The organism is Psychrobacter immobilis (genome assembly GCF_904846065.1).
Lineage (GTDB): Bacteria > Pseudomonadota > Gammaproteobacteria > Pseudomonadales > Moraxellaceae > Psychrobacter > Psychrobacter immobilis_H.
Window position 1 is genome coordinate 2,062,135 of sequence record NZ_CAJGZV010000001.1, and the last position, 17,769, is coordinate 2,079,903.

Annotated in this window: 15 protein-coding genes; 10 read left to right on the forward strand and 5 right to left on the reverse strand. The window is 43.3% G+C overall.

Annotation, left to right across the window (positions count from 1 at the left end):
• Nucleotides 1–186: 186 nt before the first annotated feature.
• Complete coding sequence (locus JMW64_RS08475; protein ID WP_201554160.1) at nucleotides 187–1,317, reverse strand: DNA topoisomerase IB; 1,131 nt, start codon at nucleotides 1,315–1,317, stop codon at nucleotides 187–189.
• A gap of 181 nt (nucleotides 1,318–1,498) precedes the next feature.
• Between JMW64_RS08475 and JMW64_RS08480 the strand changes: the two genes are divergently transcribed.
• Complete coding sequence (locus JMW64_RS08480; RefSeq protein ID WP_055123932.1) at nucleotides 1,499–1,951, forward strand: GNAT family N-acetyltransferase; 453 nt, start codon at nucleotides 1,499–1,501, stop codon at nucleotides 1,949–1,951.
• Between the two features lie 108 nt (nucleotides 1,952–2,059).
• On the opposite strand, the gene ppnP is transcribed toward JMW64_RS08480, so the two are convergent.
• From ppnP to JMW64_RS08495, 3 genes are all read right to left on the reverse strand, one after another.
• Entirely contained in the window at nucleotides 2,060–2,344 is a 285-nt protein-coding gene (ppnP, locus tag JMW64_RS08485; RefSeq protein ID WP_201554161.1) for a pyrimidine/purine nucleoside phosphorylase, read from the reverse strand.
• 36 nt (nucleotides 2,345–2,380) lie between these two features.
• Nucleotides 2,381–3,476, reverse strand: a protein-coding gene (gene prfB / locus JMW64_RS08490; RefSeq protein WP_157292386.1) for a peptide chain release factor 2 whose coding sequence is annotated in 2 segments (ribosomal slippage) — nucleotides 2,381–3,403 and nucleotides 3,405–3,476 — 1,095 coding nt in all. Because the reading frame shifts where the segments join, the coding sequence is not laid out codon by codon here.
• Between the two features lie 116 nt (nucleotides 3,477–3,592).
• Nucleotides 3,593–4,294, reverse strand: coding sequence for an HAD family hydrolase (locus tag JMW64_RS08495; protein WP_193216880.1), 702 nt, complete (start codon nucleotides 4,292–4,294; stop codon nucleotides 3,593–3,595).
• Between the two features lie 279 nt (nucleotides 4,295–4,573).
• Here JMW64_RS08495 and JMW64_RS08500 point away from each other — a divergent pair, with 279 nt between their 5' ends.
• Nucleotides 4,574–5,023, forward strand: coding sequence for a hypothetical protein (locus JMW64_RS08500; protein WP_201554162.1), 450 nt, complete (start codon nucleotides 4,574–4,576; stop codon nucleotides 5,021–5,023).
• A 102-nt stretch (nucleotides 5,024–5,125) separates the two neighbouring features.
• Here JMW64_RS08500 and JMW64_RS08505 read toward each other — a convergent pair whose 3' ends face one another.
• Nucleotides 5,126–5,662 (reverse strand): gamma carbonic anhydrase family protein, encoded by a 537-nt coding sequence (locus tag JMW64_RS08505; RefSeq protein ID WP_201554164.1) that lies wholly within the window; start codon nucleotides 5,660–5,662, stop codon nucleotides 5,126–5,128.
• A gap of 436 nt (nucleotides 5,663–6,098) precedes the next feature.
• Here JMW64_RS08505 and carA point away from each other — a divergent pair, with 436 nt between their 5' ends.
• The 8 genes from carA to JMW64_RS08545 all read left to right on the forward strand — a co-directional run bounded on the left by carA (nucleotide 6,099) and on the right by JMW64_RS08545 (nucleotide 17,706).
• Nucleotides 6,099–7,331, forward strand: a complete 1,233-nt coding sequence (gene carA, locus JMW64_RS08510) for a glutamine-hydrolyzing carbamoyl-phosphate synthase small subunit (protein WP_201554166.1) — start codon at nucleotides 6,099–6,101, stop codon at nucleotides 7,329–7,331.
• A gap of 161 nt (nucleotides 7,332–7,492) precedes the next feature.
• Nucleotides 7,493–10,762, forward strand: coding sequence for a carbamoyl-phosphate synthase large subunit (gene carB, locus JMW64_RS08515; RefSeq protein WP_201554174.1), 3,270 nt, complete (start codon nucleotides 7,493–7,495; stop codon nucleotides 10,760–10,762).
• Between the two features lie 395 nt (nucleotides 10,763–11,157).
• The gene (gene greA, locus JMW64_RS08520; protein WP_045445504.1) at nucleotides 11,158–11,634 is read left to right on the forward strand and encodes a transcription elongation factor GreA; all 477 of its coding nucleotides are present in this window, start codon (nucleotides 11,158–11,160) and stop codon (nucleotides 11,632–11,634) included.
• A 484-nt stretch (nucleotides 11,635–12,118) separates the two neighbouring features.
• Nucleotides 12,119–13,087: a hypothetical protein gene (locus tag JMW64_RS08525; RefSeq protein WP_227694141.1), complete on the forward strand. Its 969-nt coding sequence runs from the start codon at nucleotides 12,119–12,121 to the stop codon at nucleotides 13,085–13,087.
• Between the two features lie 184 nt (nucleotides 13,088–13,271).
• Complete coding sequence (locus tag JMW64_RS08530) at nucleotides 13,272–13,886, forward strand: hypothetical protein (RefSeq protein ID WP_201554176.1); 615 nt, start codon at nucleotides 13,272–13,274, stop codon at nucleotides 13,884–13,886.
• 137 nt (nucleotides 13,887–14,023) lie between these two features.
• On the forward strand, nucleotides 14,024–15,292 hold the full coding sequence (locus JMW64_RS08535; protein WP_201554178.1) for a putative DNA modification/repair radical SAM protein: 1,269 nt from the start codon (nucleotides 14,024–14,026) through the stop codon (nucleotides 15,290–15,292).
• 42 nt (nucleotides 15,293–15,334) lie between these two features.
• Nucleotides 15,335–16,207, forward strand: coding sequence for a TIGR03915 family putative DNA repair protein (locus tag JMW64_RS08540; protein WP_201554180.1), 873 nt, complete (start codon nucleotides 15,335–15,337; stop codon nucleotides 16,205–16,207).
• A gap of 149 nt (nucleotides 16,208–16,356) precedes the next feature.
• Nucleotides 16,357–17,706 carry a glycosyltransferase gene (locus tag JMW64_RS08545; RefSeq protein WP_227694143.1) on the forward strand — a complete coding sequence of 450 codons (1,350 nt, stop codon included), beginning with the start codon at nucleotides 16,357–16,359 and terminating at the stop codon, nucleotides 17,704–17,706.
• Nucleotides 17,707–17,769: the final 63 nt, after the last annotated feature.

A 17,769-nucleotide genomic window follows, 5' to 3' on the forward strand; every position in this document is an offset into this window, starting at 1 on the left:
CGGGCGAAATAAGAGAATTGTCAGCAGAAAAACAGGCATATCCTAGCAACTGTTTTTTCTGCTTGTTCGCACATATCAATGTGCATAGACTCTATTAGTAACGCATTTTAATATTTATTTCAATACATAACGTATCATTTTTATAATTCAATCACAAACTCTTGATGGAACTTTATTTCAAAGCACTCAGCAGCCACTTAAAAATCCCAGCAGCGCCTTTTCTTCATAACTTTGATGCTGTTTAGTACGTCCACGGCGCGCTTGTTTATAAGGTTCAAAGAACTGCCCCGCCAAAAAGTGCTCTATAATAATGGGATTAATATAAGAAGAGCGGCAGACAGCAGGGGTATTACCCAGCTCATCAGCGACACTTTTTACCATATCAGTCACCAGCTGCTGACGCGCTTTACTATCAGGTTCACTGGCTAATATTGCTTTGCCCTGAGCGCTCTGTAGCTCATCATGCAGGTAACTGGCGGCAAGGACACTGGCCATCCAAGTACGAAAGTCCTTTGCGCTATATAAATTACCGCTATACATCTCACTGTCACGACCATGACCGCTAGTATGCGTGCGTAGATAGTCGTTGATATCGCTACTGTCGACGACTTGCTTGTGACCATCGTCATCTAAATATTTAAAAATCTGATAACCAGGTAGCTCAGAACATGCCTGCACAATCTCAATCAAACGCTCATCTTGCAATTCAATATGATGCTCTTTGGCGCTCTTACCGACGAAATCAAACGCCAGTCCATTATCAGTTTCGCTCACGTGCTTACTGCGTAGAGTACTCAAACCATAGCTCTTATTGAGCTTGGCATAGCGGCTGTTACCGATACGAATCAAGGTCGTTTCTAATAGTTTGACCACTGCTGATAAGACATTTTCACGGGATAATGATTTAGCTTTCAAGTCTTTTTCGACTTGCTCACGCAGATTCGGCAATGCTCTAGCGAAGCCTATCATGGCATCGAATTTGGCTTGGTCACGTACGCGATCCCACTCAGGGTGATACAGATACTGCTTTCGTGCTTTGTCATCGCGCCCCGTCGATTGCAAGTGCCCTTTATCATCTTGGCATATCCAAACCTCTGACCACATCGGTGGTATCACTAGCGCATCAAAACGCTGTCGCAAGGCTTTGTCTTTGACCGTTTTGCCTGTGGCATCTTTGTAAGTAAACCCGCGCCCCCAACGCCTACGCGTAAACCCAAGCTCATCATTACTGACATAGCGCAGATTAGCAAGGCGAGCGAGTTTTTCATAATCATGGCGTATGTCTTGCGTGGTTGTTTGGTCATTTAGCGTCGCCATAATACATACTCGATTGATAAAATAGTCGTTTTAGCATAATGAATTGTGATGGTTTTTGCTGTTTACTTGCCACGAGCAAAGTGTAATCGATGTGTAAAAAAACACGCTTAAAAGGGTTCTAAATAATGAGCTTTTAAGCCATAATTCGATAACAATCACACTTTAATTTAAATAAAATACAATGAAAAATACCTCTATAAAGATAGCAGCATTATCTAAAGCCGATTACGATGTTTGGCTCAACTTATGGCAAAGCTACCTGACGTTTTATGACACTCAACTGCCATCAAGTACCACCCAAAACACGTGGCACAGTTTGCTCGATAGTAACGTGCCGATTTATGGTTTTGGTGCTTGGCAGGACGATAAGTTAGTAGGTATCACCCATGTGGTGCTACACCCCAATACTTGGAATACCACTGAGTGTTGTTATTTAGAAGATTTATACGTCAATGAACAGGTACGCGGACAAGGCGTAGGACGAGTATTGATTGAAAAGGTGTATGAGTTCGCTCATAGTAAAAACTGCAACCGTGTGTATTGGACGACACAAGAGGGCAACACCACGGCGCGCAAACTCTATGACGCCATCGCCACTCAAACAGACATGGTGCAGTATCGTAAGAACTTATAATGGTTGTCCAATACTTTATGACTCAAATTTATCTCAAAATGCAATCATAAAAAAACGCCAAGCGTTAAACACTTGGCGTTAATCTGTTGATTACTACTCTAAAAATGCTTATTTACCATAAACACATAAATAAGCCGTTTCTACTGCCACTTTTACTTGAAACTTCTGATTGGCTTCAACGGTAAATTGCTCACCCGCATTAAAGGTTTGCCACTCATCACTCTCTGGTAGCTTGACCGTCAATGCACCACTGACCACACTCATAGTTTCAAATTCGCTGGTACCAAACTCGTATTCACCAATTTCCATGACGCCGACAGTCGCAGGCTTGGTGGCGGTTTGAAACGCGATAGAAGTCACTTTATCATCAAAATAATTATTAACGCTTGGCATAATTTTCCTTAATTAAATATTAGTTACTATTTTATTTTACAGTCCCGCTTTTAGACTTGCTTCGATAAATTGATCGAGGTCGCCATCGAGTACCGCACCAGTGTTAAAGGTTTCAACGCCAGTACGCAAGTCTTTGATACGTGAATCATCGAGTACATAAGAGCGAATTTGACTGCCCCAACCGACGTCTGACTTGCCATCCTCGACCGCTTGCTGAGATTCCATGCGTTTTTGCATCTCAAGCTCATAAAGCTTGGCACGCAGCAACTTCATCGCCGTCGCTTTGTTCCCATGCTGGCTACGCTCGTTCTGACAAGTGACCACCACGCCACTTGGCTCGTGGGTGATACGTACCGCAGAATCGGTTGTGTTCACATGCTGACCACCCGCACCCGATGAGCGATAAGTATCGATACGCAAATCTGCTGGATTGATATCAATTTCGATATTATCATCAATTTCAGGCGACACAAATACGGCAGCAAACGAGGTATGACGACCGTTATTGCTATCAAATGGTGATTTACGGACTAAGCGATGCACGCCGATTTCGGTACGTAACCAACCAAAAGCATAATCGCCTTTAATCTCAATCGTTGCTGATTTAATACCAGCCACGCTACCAGAAGACACCTCAATGACCTCAACTTTAAAGCCATGCGATTCCGCCCAGCGGGTATACATACGCAACAGCATCTCCGCCCAATCCTGCGCCTCAGTGCCGCCACTACCCGACTGGATATCTAAGTAGCAGTTATTAGGATCCATCTCACCGCTGAACATGCGACGGAATTCTAAATCGGCAACGCGTTTCTCCGCATTGTCGAGCTCTGCTTGCACATCCGCCAGCAAAGACTCATCCTCTGCTTCTACCGCCAGCTCAAGCATGGCAGACGCATCTTCTAATGTGCTCTCAAGCGACACCACAACATCGATGACGCCATCAAGCTGGCTTTTTTCTTTATTAATTTTAGTCGCACGCTCTGGATCATTCCATAGCTCGGGGTTTTCTAACTCTAAATTGACTTCTTCTAAGCGTTCTTGCTTACCATCGAAGTCAAAGATACCTCCGCAAATCCTGCCCACGCTCTGATAAATCTTTGATTCGTTCTTGATACGGATTGATTTCCATAAAGTTTCCTGTCTTTTTAAATAAATATCTCACTGATATGGCGCTATTTTAAATGAGATTGACGATAAATAGTTGGCTAATTATGACTGGCTTTATATTAAATAACGTTAAACAGCCTAAATCGACCAATCCTCTACTGCCCAGCGATGCGACAATGCATGAGCATGTAGCGCATCGTCGGGTGACACACAAATAGCCACATCCGCCCACTCAAGCAATGGAATGTCATTTTTGGAATCTGAATAAGCATAAGTTTTATCAAAAGTCGTGCCTGCTGATTGCTGCTTCTCTAGCCATTTATTCAGATGGTAAATCTTACCCTCTTTAAAGTTTGGTTTATCAGTAAGTTTGCCCGTATAGCGCTCATTTTTTATCTCAAGCGGCGTTGATAGCACATTGGCACCTTCGATACCAAAACGCTTGGCAATGGCGGATACCACAAAATCATTGGTGGCAGAAATAATCACCACCTCATGACCTTTTTCAACATGCTGACAAAGTACTTCCATCGCTTTTGGACGTATGTGCGGCTCAATTTCACTTTTAATATAGTCTTCTCGTAGCTCATGCAATCTATCCATCGGCAAGCTACTTAAAAACTGCGCCACAAATTCATTATATTCCGTCGCATCAAGCGTACCTTCGATATAGTCTTGGTAAAACTTTTGATTGGCCGTGCGGTATTGCGCTTCATCTACGAGGTCGTGTTTGACGATATACTCGCCCCATAAATAGTCGCTATCGACGTCGAGCAAAGTATGGTCTAAATCAAAAAGTGCCAGCTCTTTTGGAGAAAGTTGTGCTTGTGTTGCCTGCATAATGAGACCTTATTATTGTTTGTTGAAGGACAGAAATACAACTGGTTTTTAATAACTTCCGCTTTGGAGATAGATAATGATATGAAAAAATTTCTCAATAATTTTTCGTGAATGCTACTGCTTACCAAACAAAATTATGGTAAATTTATTTATATAACTTGTGGTTAGGCTGTGTCCTCAATCTGAACGAAAGTGCCTAAAAAGCGCCTAAATGAGCTAAAAATAGTAATACGCCCTAGTATCTGTTTTGCTTACTTCATAATTAAAATAGAGAATCGCATGGAAGCGCCTGATGTCAAAAATGTTTTGCCAAGTAAAACGCGTCGCCCTGCCCGTTCGATCAAAGAAATCAGACAACGTCAGCTGGGTAAAAGCTATCAATCACCTTTCGACCGTATACTGTATGCGATCTTAAATGGTGTGATGTACGGCGTTGGCGGTTTACTTATCGATCTTGCTATTGTGGTTATTCGCTCAATAGCTGGTATAGGTAATGGCGACGTTTTTTGGTTATTCACCCCATTTATGTTGGTCGTGGGCGCAATCATGGGTTTTATCGTTGGTAAAAATGCTGGCGCTGAGAGCGTCAATGCGCTCAACATCAACGAAACAACCAATCATAACGCTTACCTTAATGACTACTCTATACGCCACGATATTTTTCGCGGACTGATTATTGGTATTATCATTTTTGCCATCATTTGGCTGGTCATGATGCTGATGGTATAAATTGTTAGCATAAAAAGCCGCTATATAAGAAACGTTTGCATGATGTATATAAAAACAATAGATCAATATCAGACAATTCAAGGATTCTTTATAAATTTCTGCTTAATCAGGCATGGCCACTTCTGTTAAGCCCGTTTTAAATTTTTGACAACGCTCCGCATAATGCATCGCTGATAATTTCAACATCGCTGCTTGCTCCTCCGTTAAGGTTTTGACCACCTTCGCAGGGGCACCCATGACGAGTGAATTGTCTGGAATCTCTTTGCCTTCAGTGACCAACGCCTTAGCACCAATAATGCAATTTTTACCAATTTTGGCATTATTCAATACCACTGCACCGATACCAATCAAACTGTTATCACCGACTTCGCAGCCGTGCAGCATCGCTAAATGACCAATGGTGACATAATTGCCGATTTTGACCTCAATGCCTGCATCAGTATGAATGACACTGTTCTCTTGCACATTACTATAATCGCCGATATGAATGCGTTCATTGTCACCGCGAATCACTGCCCCAAACCACACGTTAGCTTGATGACCCAAATAGACATCGCCTATCACTCGTGCTGAGTCTGCGACCCAACCATTAAAAGGTACCGCGAATTCGGGCACCTTGTCTAAATATTGATAAATCATAACGGCTCCTTGTTATATATAGTAATGAAATAGGTCAGTCATGAAAACTAATCATAAAAATCAATCATGAAAACCAGATATCTCGATTTGCTGTCCATTGTGGCAAAGCCAAAAGGGAAAATCCAGCGCTATTAACGGCTAATAGTTAAAGGCATACTTTCAATCTAAAAATCGGCTGGCTATCTGCGAGCATATTGTATATAATGCGCAAAATCTGTGCCTAAGCGAGCGGACATGATGCAAGTTACCTATTCACTATCTAGTGGGTTTTGTAGTTTCCATCAATAATGTCTTCTCGCTTTTTTGTGGAAAAATTTTGGGTTTAGGTATTTTTTAGTATCCATTAATAGCAATTTTTGCGATACAAAAAACCATTTCTAATCTAACATTTAATCATGAAAATCATGGCACTCACTAATAACAGCGGAGGCAAACCTTGAATTCATCGGCAGAAATACAAGCAATTTTGGCATTAGCAGACGGTACGATTTTTCGCGGTGTGAGTATCGGCAGTCTCGGTCATCGTGTCGGTGAGGTGGTGTTTAATACAGCCATGACAGGGTACCAAGAAATCCTAACCGACCCAAGTTATGCGCGCCAGCTGGTCACCCTAACCTATCCGCACATCGGCAATACTGGTACCAATAGCGAGGACACTGAGTCTGGCAATGGTCATCAGGTATGGGCAGACGGTCTTATCATCCGTGATGCAACGATGGTTACCTCAAACTTCCGTAACTCAGAATCATTAAGCGACTATTTATCACGTAACGATACTGTCGCTATCGCTGAAATTGATACGCGCCAATTGACCCGCCTATTACGTGATAAAGGCGCACAGAACGGCTGTATTATGACCGCATCTAACGGCGAGACAATCAGCGCTGCTGACGAGCAACAAGCCATCAAATTGGCACAAGAGTTTGCTGGTATCGAAGGCATGGACTTGGCAAAAGAATGCTGTACTAAAGAGACGTTCGAATGGACAGCAGGTACGTGGGATTTATCAGATACCCTACTTAACCGTGATGCCATTGGCAGTCATGATAGCGGTACAGGCGGATTTTTCAAGCAACTAGGTACGCATATCGAAGCAAAATACAATGTCGTCGCTTATGACTTCGGTAGCAAAACCAATATCCTGCGTATGCTAGTCGACCGCGGCTGTCATGTAACCGTCGTTCCTGCACAAACGCCTATCGCAGATGTGCTGGCGATGAACCCAGATGGTATCTTTTTATCAAACGGTCCTGGCGACCCTGCAGCCTGCGACTATGCTATCGATGCCGTACGTCATATCATTGAAAAAACTGATGTGCCAACCTTTGGTATCTGCTTAGGTCATCAGCTGATTGGTCTAGCTAGCGGCGCAAACACCATAAAAATGAAAACCGGTCATCACGGCGCCAACCATCCAGTTCAAGACTTAGCAGCTGGCACAGTTATGATTACCAGTCAAAATCATGGTTTCGCGGTTGATGAAGACACTCTGCCTGCTAACGTTAAATCTACCCATCGCTCGTTATTCGATGGCACTAACCAAGGGATTGAGCTGACCAATAAGCCGGTCTTTAGCTTCCAAGGTCACCCAGAAGCCAGCCCTGGCCCGCATGATGCTGCGCCGCTATTTGATAAGTTTGCAGAGATGATGGCAGCGGCGAAAGCGTAACTTATCAATAGTTAACCGCAAACAGAGAATAAATATAAGTATAAAGCTTGAAGCACAAATGATGCTTCAAGCTGCACCCAGCAAACACGATAAGCATTATCGAACATATCGTTAAAATACAGATTACTCAAAATATCACCCAAACGAAGGTAGCCCTAACTATGCCAAAACGTATCGACATAAAAAGCATTCTTATCATAGGCGCAGGTCCTATCGTCATCGGTCAAGCATGTGAGTTTGATTATTCGGGTGCACAGGCCTGTAAAGCACTAAAAGAAGAAGGCTACCGTGTCATCTTGGTCAACTCAAACCCTGCGACCATCATGACTGACCCTACCATGGCGGACGCGACTTATATTGAGCCAATTACTTGGCAGACCGTTGAGCAAATCATTGCCAAAGAACGCCCTGACGCCATCTTGCCAACGATGGGCGGACAGACCGCTCTAAACTGTGCCTTAGAATTAGACAAACACGGCGTCTTGACCAAGTACAACTGCGAATTGATTGGCGCGACCAAAGACTCTATCGAGATGGCGGAAGATCGCAACTTGTTCGATAAAGCAATGAAGCGTATCGGTCTTGAATGCCCGCGCGCTGAAACCGCTGAGACCATGGAAGAAGCATTTGCGACCCAAGAAAAAATGGGCTATCCGTGTATTATTCGTCCGTCGTTCACCATGGGCGGCTCAGGCGGCGGTATCGCTTATAACCGCGATGAATTTATCGAGATTTGTGAGCGTGGCTTTGATTTATCACCAAACCATCAGCTCCTTATCGATGAATCATTAATCGGTTGGAAAGAATACGAGATGGAAGTGGTTCGTGACAAAAATGACAACTGCATCATCATCTGTGCCATCGAAAACTTTGATCCAATGGGTGTACATACAGGCGACTCAATCACAGTCGCACCAGCACAGACTTTGACCGACAAAGAATACCAAATCATGCGTAATGCCTCATTGGCAGTACTACGTGAAATCGGCGTTGAAACAGGCGGCTCAAACGTTCAGTTCGGTATTAACCCTGATACCGGTCGTATGGTCGTCATCGAGATGAATCCACGTGTGTCACGCTCATCAGCATTGGCGTCAAAAGCCACTGGCTTCCCAATTGCCAAAATCGCGGCAAAACTGGCAATTGGTTACACGCTAGATGAATTGCAAAATGACATTACGGGTGGCAAAACGCCAGCCAGCTTTGAGCCTGCGCTTGATTATGTAGTCACAAAAATTCCACGTTTTAACTTTGAAAAATTCCCACAAGCCGATAGTGTTTTATCAACCCAAATGAAATCGGTTGGTGAAGTCATGGCGATTGGTCGTAACTTCCAAGAGTCGATGCAAAAAGCATTACGTGGTATGGAAACTGGCAATGATGGTTTTGATGAGCAAATTGACTTTGCTGCTATCAAAGACGGTAATCTAAGCATTGAAAAGGCACGTAGCGAGATTACCAATCGCTTAACTATTCCAACGCCTGAACGTATTTATTATATTGCGGATGCTTTCCGTATCGGTATGAGCGTCGATGAAGTATTTAACCTAACCAAAATCGACCCATGGTTCTTGGTACAAATCGAAGATATCGTGAAAACTGAAGCTCAAGTCAAAGCGTTAGGTTTTGGTGGTTTAACTGAGAAGAACTTACGCAGCTTTAAGCGTAAAGGTTTATCAGATTTGCGTTTAGCGAAGTTGCTTGGTGTCTCACAAAAGCAATTACGTAAAAAGCGTTGGGACTTAAACGTCTATCCAGTCTATAAGCGCGTCGATACCTGCGCGGCAGAATTTGCCACCAGCACCGCTTATATGTATTCAACGTACGATAGCGAATGTGAAGCCAACCCGACTGATAACAAGAAAATTATGGTTATCGGTGGCGGTCCTAACCGTATCGGTCAAGGCATCGAATTTGATTATTGCTGTGTACACGCTGCCCTTGCGATGCGCGAAGACGGCTACGAGACCATCATGGTCAACTGTAACCCTGAAACGGTTTCAACCGACTATGACACCTCAGATCGTCTGTATTTTGAGCCAATTACCTTAGAAGACGTGCTAGAAATCGTCCGTATCGAAAATCCTGATGGCGTGATTGTGCAGTTCGGTGGTCAAACGCCATTGAAACTAGCCCGCGCTCTTGAAGCGGCTGGCGTAAAAATCATTGGTACTAGCCCTGATGCGATTGACCGCGCTGAAGACCGCGAACGCTTCCAACATATGATTCAGCAATTGAACCTTATTCAACCAACCAATGCTTTAGCAACGAGCTTAGAAGATGGCTTGGTGAAAGCGAAAGATGTGGGCTATCCATTAGTTGTACGCCCGTCTTATGTACTAGGCGGCCGTGCCATGGAAATTGTCTATAACGAAGACGAGTTAAGACACTACTTGCGTACGGCGGTACAAGCATCAAACGAAGCGCCCGTACTATTAGACCGATTCTTAGATGATGCTATCGAAGTCGATGTCGACTGCGTTAGCGACGGTACAGACGTCGTGATTGGCGGTATCATGCAGCATATCGAACAAGCTGGCGTGCACTCTGGTGACTCAGCCTGTTCATTGCCGCCTTACTCGCTATCTGATGAGCTGTGTGATGTGATGCGCGCGCAAACGGTCGCCATGGCAAAAGAGCTTGGTGTTGTCGGCTTAATGAACGTACAGTTTGCCGTAAAAGGTGAAACAATTTATATCTTAGAAGTGAACCCTCGCGCTGCCCGTACCGTGCCGTTTGTCTCTAAATGTATCGGTACTTCACTAGCGCAAATCGCGGCACGCTGCATGGCTGGCACCTCATTAAAAGACCAAGGCTTTACCACTGAAATCGTTCCGGCATTTTTCGCGGTCAAAGAAGCGGTATTCCCGTTTGCGAAGTTCCCTGGCGTTGATCCAATCTTGAGCCCTGAGATGAAATCAACCGGTGAAGTGATGGGCGTCGGTAAAACCTTTGGCGAAGCATTTTATAAAGCCATTATCGGTAGTAATGAACGTCTGCCAGGTCTACCGACCGAAGGCGAAACCAAAACTGTCTTTATCTCAGTACGTGATAGTGACAAAGCACAAATCGCCCCTATCGCTCGCCAGCTTGTCGACTTTGGTTTTAACATTGTATCAACCACTGGTACGCAAAAAATATTGAGCGACGCCGGTATTGAGTGCAAGCAAATCAATAAAGTTACCGAAGGTCGCCCGCACATCGTCGATGCCTTGAAAAATGGTAAAATCGACCTCATTATCAATACCACTGAAGGCAAACAGGCACAAGAGGATTCATTCTCTATCCGCCGTAGTGCCCTGCAAGGTAAAGTATTTTATGTCACCACCTTGGGTGCGGCAGACGCGGTTTGTAAATCTTATGCCATTGACCTACCGTTTGAGGTCTATAAGCTACAAGATTTGCACGAACAAGCAAAGACTATTGCTTAGCTCTATTGACTTAGCAGCATAATTTCAGTAGATTAAGCATAACGGCAACGCTTGTTTAACAGCGGATGCAAAACTTGTTATCGATTTTTATATAACAGTAGTGCTTTAAAAAAACGTACGGCTTAAAAAAGTAGTACTTTAAAAAAATAAAGTTTTAAAAAGATAGACCTAAAAAGCATAGTGGCTAAACTGCGACTATGCTTTTTATTACGTAAGGTTAAAGTGCCTTGTTTGTTAGTGTATCCATGCTCACAGATAAGCGCGTGTTTAGTTGTTACGCAGTCTAAACCTCATTCTTTTTATATCTTCACATACTCATTGCAACAACACTGACACCATCTCACTATTCACTAAGAGTAGGAGATGGTGTGGTGTTATTGGTTTAAGGAAAAAACATGCAACGTTATCCCATGACTCCGCAAGGACATGCGGCTCTAGAAGCCGAATTAAAACAGTTAAAAAGCATCGACCGTCCACGCATTACTGCTTCTATCGCTGAAGCCCGTGAACACGGCGATTTGAAAGAAAATGCTGAATATCATGCTGCTCGCGAACAGCAAGGTTTTTGTGAAGCGCGTATCCGTGATATCGAAGCCAAACTTGGCGGCGCGCAAGTGATTGATCCTGCAACATTGCCAAAAGATGGTCGTGTGATATTCGGCGTGAGCGTCGTTATCGAAAACATGGACACCGGAGAAGAAAAACAATACAAAATCGTTGGTGATGACGAAGCAGACTTTAAAGCGGGTAAAATCTCAGTCAATTCACCGATCGCACGTGGTTTGATTGGTAAGTCTGAAGGCGATGAAGCACGTATTGAAACGCCAAAAGGCGTGGTCGAATACGAAATCATGAAAGTGATTTACGATTAATTTTCCCGATTTGAGAAATATCTGGATAGAAAGCCTTTGATAGCAATTCTTTGATAAATAAAAAGCTTTTGATGACAGCAGTATTTTAACGCGAATCAGCTGGAAATTTGCTTAGCCAATGAGCGTAGAAATTAGTACATAACCTCATTATGAATAGAGCAGAAGTTACACAACGCTGCTTTTTTAGTCTGTTTGTTTTAGCGCATAATTGTTCGAGTATAGATGCTGAGCCTTGTGACTATTACAAATGTCTTATTATAAGCATTAGACATAAGTGCTTAGCAACTGACTAAAATAATGATGGAGAGATAGCGAACGTTGGCTATCATTAGTATCTTTACCCTCGTTATTTGACATGGTTTACATGCTCATTTAACGGGGGTTTTTCTTTTCTAGGTGTTGTTTTCTAAGCGTTATTTTTTACGCTTTGCTTTCTGCTACTACATTAGCGGCTTTATTTACTGTTATTTTAAAGGAATCTATTATGACCATACACATCGATATGCCAGCGTTACTGACTATAAATAAGAAGGCGTTTACCCAGCACAGCCTCGTCAAAAAAAGCGTGATAAGCACTGCTATTCCAACAATTTTAGCAGGCGCTTTATTGACGGTATCTACCGCACATGCTGCGCCTGAAATCGCCATCACTTCGTCTGCTGGTAGTAGCACTACCGTCGTTGAGCAGTATTCTGACGGTAAAACCGCGACCATTACAGCGACACCACACGGCATCACTGTGCAAGACGGCATGCCTTATGCTGTGACTCAAGTAACTAACGTTCCACGCTATACGGTTCGCCAAGTAGCCAGTAATGGTGCGAGCAATACGGTCGTCACCCAAGGAAGCACCACGGTTACAAGCGTACCTGTGACCAACCAGATGACCAATCAAACAAGCAAAGTTGATGTCATAGCCGTGCCGACGACTAGCGTGACACAAGTATTGCCTGTGACGACGGCTACCCAATTGCCAGTCATCAATACACCAACGACAACCATAGTGACGAACCAACCTGCAACGACGCAAATAGTATCTACGTCTTTAGATGCTCTGCAACTGACCCCGATTTTTAGTACGCCTGACGTGGTGAATGCACAAACCAAAGTGATGAAAATATTAAAAAACAAAGATGGTCGCGAAGTGGCTGTACCTGCGAACCATATCGCACCTGGCGACATCATCGAATACCACACCACTTATACCAATACCACGGCACAACCCGTCACTGACATCAATGCCATGGTGTCACTGCCAAATGGCGTGCAATTGGTATCGTTGAATAGCCCACTACCAACGCTTGCGACAACAGGCGGTGACAGTTATCAGACTATCCAACAAGTTGGCAATACTGTAGTCATCACAGAAAATTACTCTGGACTCAAATGGAACTTGGTAGATCTTCCTGCTAACGCACCGCAAACGGTTGTTATACGTGCGAAGGTTCAGTAAAAATTAAATTTGAAAGTTTAGATTTGAAAATATTGTTATTTAATAAATCTTAAAATTAATAAAAGGTCTTGCCGGCTAATTTCCTAGTCAGCAAGACCTTTTTGATCAGTGTACCTTATTCCTTAACAACTAACCTTTTGCTATAGTGCCTTTAACTCAAAACAAATATTCGGTTATTAGCAGCATGTACAACTTCACCTCTTACTCTTCATTGGCTTTTATTATTTTCGGCTGTATTTTAAGTGCTACATCTTGGGCTAAAGCCTTCGAATCAGAATTTGACGATAGCTTTTATATGTCGAAAATTTGTACTGCATATATGAGTAAAGATGGGCATGAATATTGCGATGATGGTTATATCCTTAAAAGCGAGACGTTAAATGACGGCAACGCAAGAGAAATCGTACTTATGGATGGAATCGGTCACTACGGCTGGAATCATACCTCGCTTAAAAAAATCGATAAAGATACTTATCATGTTTACGTTGGCTGTGGCAATCCGTGCGGTGCCAATATGTTATTTGGCCGTGGCGATAAAGAGCAGTACTTTGGTCGTTATTTCAACTTTGAACTAAATAGTCAATGTAGCGTTGCATATAACCATGACAGACAGTTATGGACGGCTAGCCGATTTTTTTCAGATAAAGAAATTGCTTTGCCTTCAACCTATGACCCTGATGCTTTTGCAGCTTACCCCAAGTACAATGTTGAGTTTAATGAAAAAGGAGGTCTTATTGTCAAAGAATACTTCTCAGAAGAAGTGGTTCAAACTTTACCTAATCCTTGTACTTCTCGTTAACCCTAAAAACACATGATTTTGATAATCACAGGCGACAACCGTTGTCGTTTACCTTCTTAATTTTAGCTATAATTACAATGACTTAACGCTAATTTTGTTAAAATAGTCTTTCATTACTGCATTGGTAAATACCGCTTATGGCAACCATCAATTATGAACGACTACAGGGCAAACTCAACATCTTAGCAGATGCTGCTAAGTATGATGTCTCTTGCTCCTCTTCCGCTGGTACACGCAAGAACCAAGGCGGTGGTCTCGGTGATGCTTCAGCGACTGGTATTTGTCACAGCTACACTGAAGATGGCCGCTGTGTGAGTTTGCTAAAGATACTGCTAACCAATCATTGTATTTATGATTGCGCTTATTGTACGTCACGCAAAAGCAATGATACCCCACGTGCTGCTTTTAGCGTCGAGGAAGTCGTTGATTTAACCATGCAGTTTTATCGTCGTAACTATATCGAAGGGCTGTTTCTGAGCTCAGGTATCTTTAAAAGTGGCGATTATACGATGGAGCGACTGGTTGAGGTCGCTAAGATATTGCGGACACGTGAACGCTTTAATGGCTATATCCATTTGAAGACCATTCCGGGTGCATCTAAAGAGCTGCTATTAGAAGCGGGATTGTATGCCGATCGTCTCAGTGTCAATATTGAGATTCCAACGATATCTGGCTTGGCTTTACTCGCCCCAGAGAAGTCACATGATGAACTAAAAGCACCAATGGAAACGGTTAAAACTGAAATTATTACGATCAAAGAGAGCCGTAAAACCCATAAGAAAGCACCAAAATTTGTGCCAGCAGGTCAAACCAGTCAGATGATTGTTGGCGCTAGTAACGAGACTGACTTGCAAGTAATTCAGTTATCGAGTCATTTCTATAAACAGTATGATTTAAAACGCGTTTACTATTCTGGCTATGTACCGATGTTGTCCGACAGCCGCTTGCCAGCGATTGGAACGCCAGTGCCGATGATACGTGAAAACCGCCTTTATCAAGCGGACTGGCTAATGCGCTTTTATGGTTTTGGCGCGCATGAAATCGTTGAACCTGACTCGCCATTTCTAGACTTAGACTGCGACCCAAAGCTTGCTTGGGCAATCCGACACCGTGAGCATTTTCCGGTCAATATTCAAACCGCAAGCTATGAGATGATTGTGCGTATACCCGGTATCGGCACCAAGACGGCTAAAAAGATAGTAAAGGCGCGCAAGTTTAATCAGTTGACGCTTTATCATCTCAAAAAGATGGGCGCGGCGGTCAATCGCGCCAAATACTTTATCGCAACGACTGGTAAAAACGAACATTTAGCGCATTTAACGCGTGATAACTTCCGGCAATATGTATTGGCACAGACGCAGACCAAATATAAAGATCAACGCAACGGTCAACTAGCGCTGTTGTAATTAGCATTGTTTCAATAATTACTATTATAAATAGGAGTGTAGATGTCACAACTGCTGCAAAGCCACGACTATACTGTCGGTCACTTAACGCCCAACATTGTGCTTTATGAGCCAAGTTTTGAGGGTTGGCTAAGTGCGGTATTTTATGTCTATGCCAATAAACTGCAAAACGATGATTCTCTACAGTTAATCGCTCAAGATTGCTATGTACCTTCATTAATCGCACAAGCGACTAGCGTTACTACTGATGAAGATAATGCCGAACGCGTATTAGTAAAGCTTAATCAACTATTAGGTCGCTCGGGTATGCGCAATATTCTCTGGGGATTTTTATCCGAAAAAGACAATATCGGTACGACTCTATTTCAAGTGGTCAAATATGCCATTGACTACCCTAATCGCTCTATCATGGAGGATTTGGGTAATCTTAATGTTTTAGAGCTGGTGCAAACTGTCAAATCAGTCGGTCGTGAGAAACATCGTATGGAAGCCTTTGTACGTTTTGAGCATACCACTGACGATATCTATTTTGCGCGAATAGAGCCTGATTTTAATGTATTGCCTTTGATTGGTGAGCATTTTCGGCAGCGCTACCAAGACCAACACTGGGCGATTTATGATTTATCCCGTGGCTATGGCATTTATTATGACAAGAGCCAAAGCACGCCTAAACGCCCCGCTGCCCTGCAAACCATCACTGATTTAGATAATGCCGTGCTGCGCAATCCTGCCAGTATTCATAGCGAGGACGAGCAGCGCTATCAAAAATTTTGGCAAGGTTACTTTACCAACGTCAACATCAAAGAGCGTAAAAACCCACGTTTGCATAAGCAATACTTGCCGCAGCGCTATTGGAAATACTTAAGCGAAAAACAAGTACTGCCCAATGCTGAGCATTTACAGAAACGTCGCTAGTGACTTTTATCCTTCGATTCAAGCCTTTATGCGTCTCTCTCTTAGAAACTCGACCATATAACATTATCTTTTTATCTTGATGGTTGAGTTTTGGCGGCTTTTAACTGACAATAGCCACTTGTTATTATGAACTGGTCACCAATGCCATTATGAAAGTTATGCGCTTATTATCGTCTTTAAAGCATGATGAATCCGAGCGCGGTATTTTTCATCTTGGGCGCGCATTGGTCAAAAATGGCCATACCTCCATCATCGTCTCTAGCGCCGATGAAGATAATGATCTGGTCAAACGCCTAAAGCGTGATGGCAATAACTACCATCAGCTACACATGAATAAAAAGTCTTGGCTGTCGTTACTACAAGTCACGGCGCTGCGGCGTTTAATTGAAGAGTACGACCCTGACGTGATCCATGTGCACTCACGCACACCTGCATGGATACTGCATTTGGCATTGCGCCGCGCCCGTGTCAAGCGGATACCAAAGCTAGTGTCAACCATGTATGGTTTTTATCCGATCAATAAATATTCTCAAGCCCTACTCGATGTCGATACCATCATTACCGTCTCCGATAGTGTGACCAATTATCTAAAAAAAGGCCTGCGCCGAGAAGATGCAGACCCTAAAGCCATCAAACGCATCTACCGTGGTATCGATACGCGCCGCTATCCTTATCGTCATAATCCATCTGTTTATTGGTTACGGCATACTTTTGCTGAATATCCTGAGCTTGAGCATAAAAAGTGGCTGGTATTTCCAACTATTATTGGTAACGAATATGGTCAGGAATGGCTGATTGATATTTTGGGCAACTTGCAAGAGCAGTTCCCTAACATCCACGTCATTATCATGGATGATGATTATAGAGATGGTGACGTCGCGCACGAAGATTTCCGCCAACGCACCAATACACTAGGGTTGGCTGATCGCATTACTTATGTAGGCAGCAAACGTAATGACATGCGTGAATGGCTCTCAGCCGCCAATATCGTCATGGCGCTTGCGAATGAGCCTGAATCAATCGGCATCAACGCCTTACAAGCGATTCATTTAGGTACACCCGTTATTGGTTGGGATCAGGCCGCATTTAGTGAGATTTTACAACCGCTATATCCTCAAGGGCTGGTCAAAAAATATAATGCCAATGCGCTATGTAAAGCCGTGAGAAATCAATTAGAAAGCATCACACGGCCTGAAATGACCAATAAATTCACCATGCGTGAGATGATTGAAGAAACCCTCGCTGTCTATAAAGGTTTATACGACGACTCGCTCGCAGAGGAACAAGCTGCAAGCGATGCCGCTGCTGTCAAAAGAATTAACAAGACGCTGAAAAAATCCTCTAAACCTACTAGTAAGAAGCCTGAGTCTGCTTATGTCGCGCTTGCACCAGCCGATAAACAAACTAAAGTAAAGCTTATCAAAGAAAAACCTAAAGCGATGAATCCCTTAAATCCGCTTACTGACTCAGAAACGCTTCAAGATCATAAAGACCTGTAAGCCTACCACTTTATTACTTAGGCTAATATCTAACAGCTTGCTAGGGCGTGTTTTCACCATGAA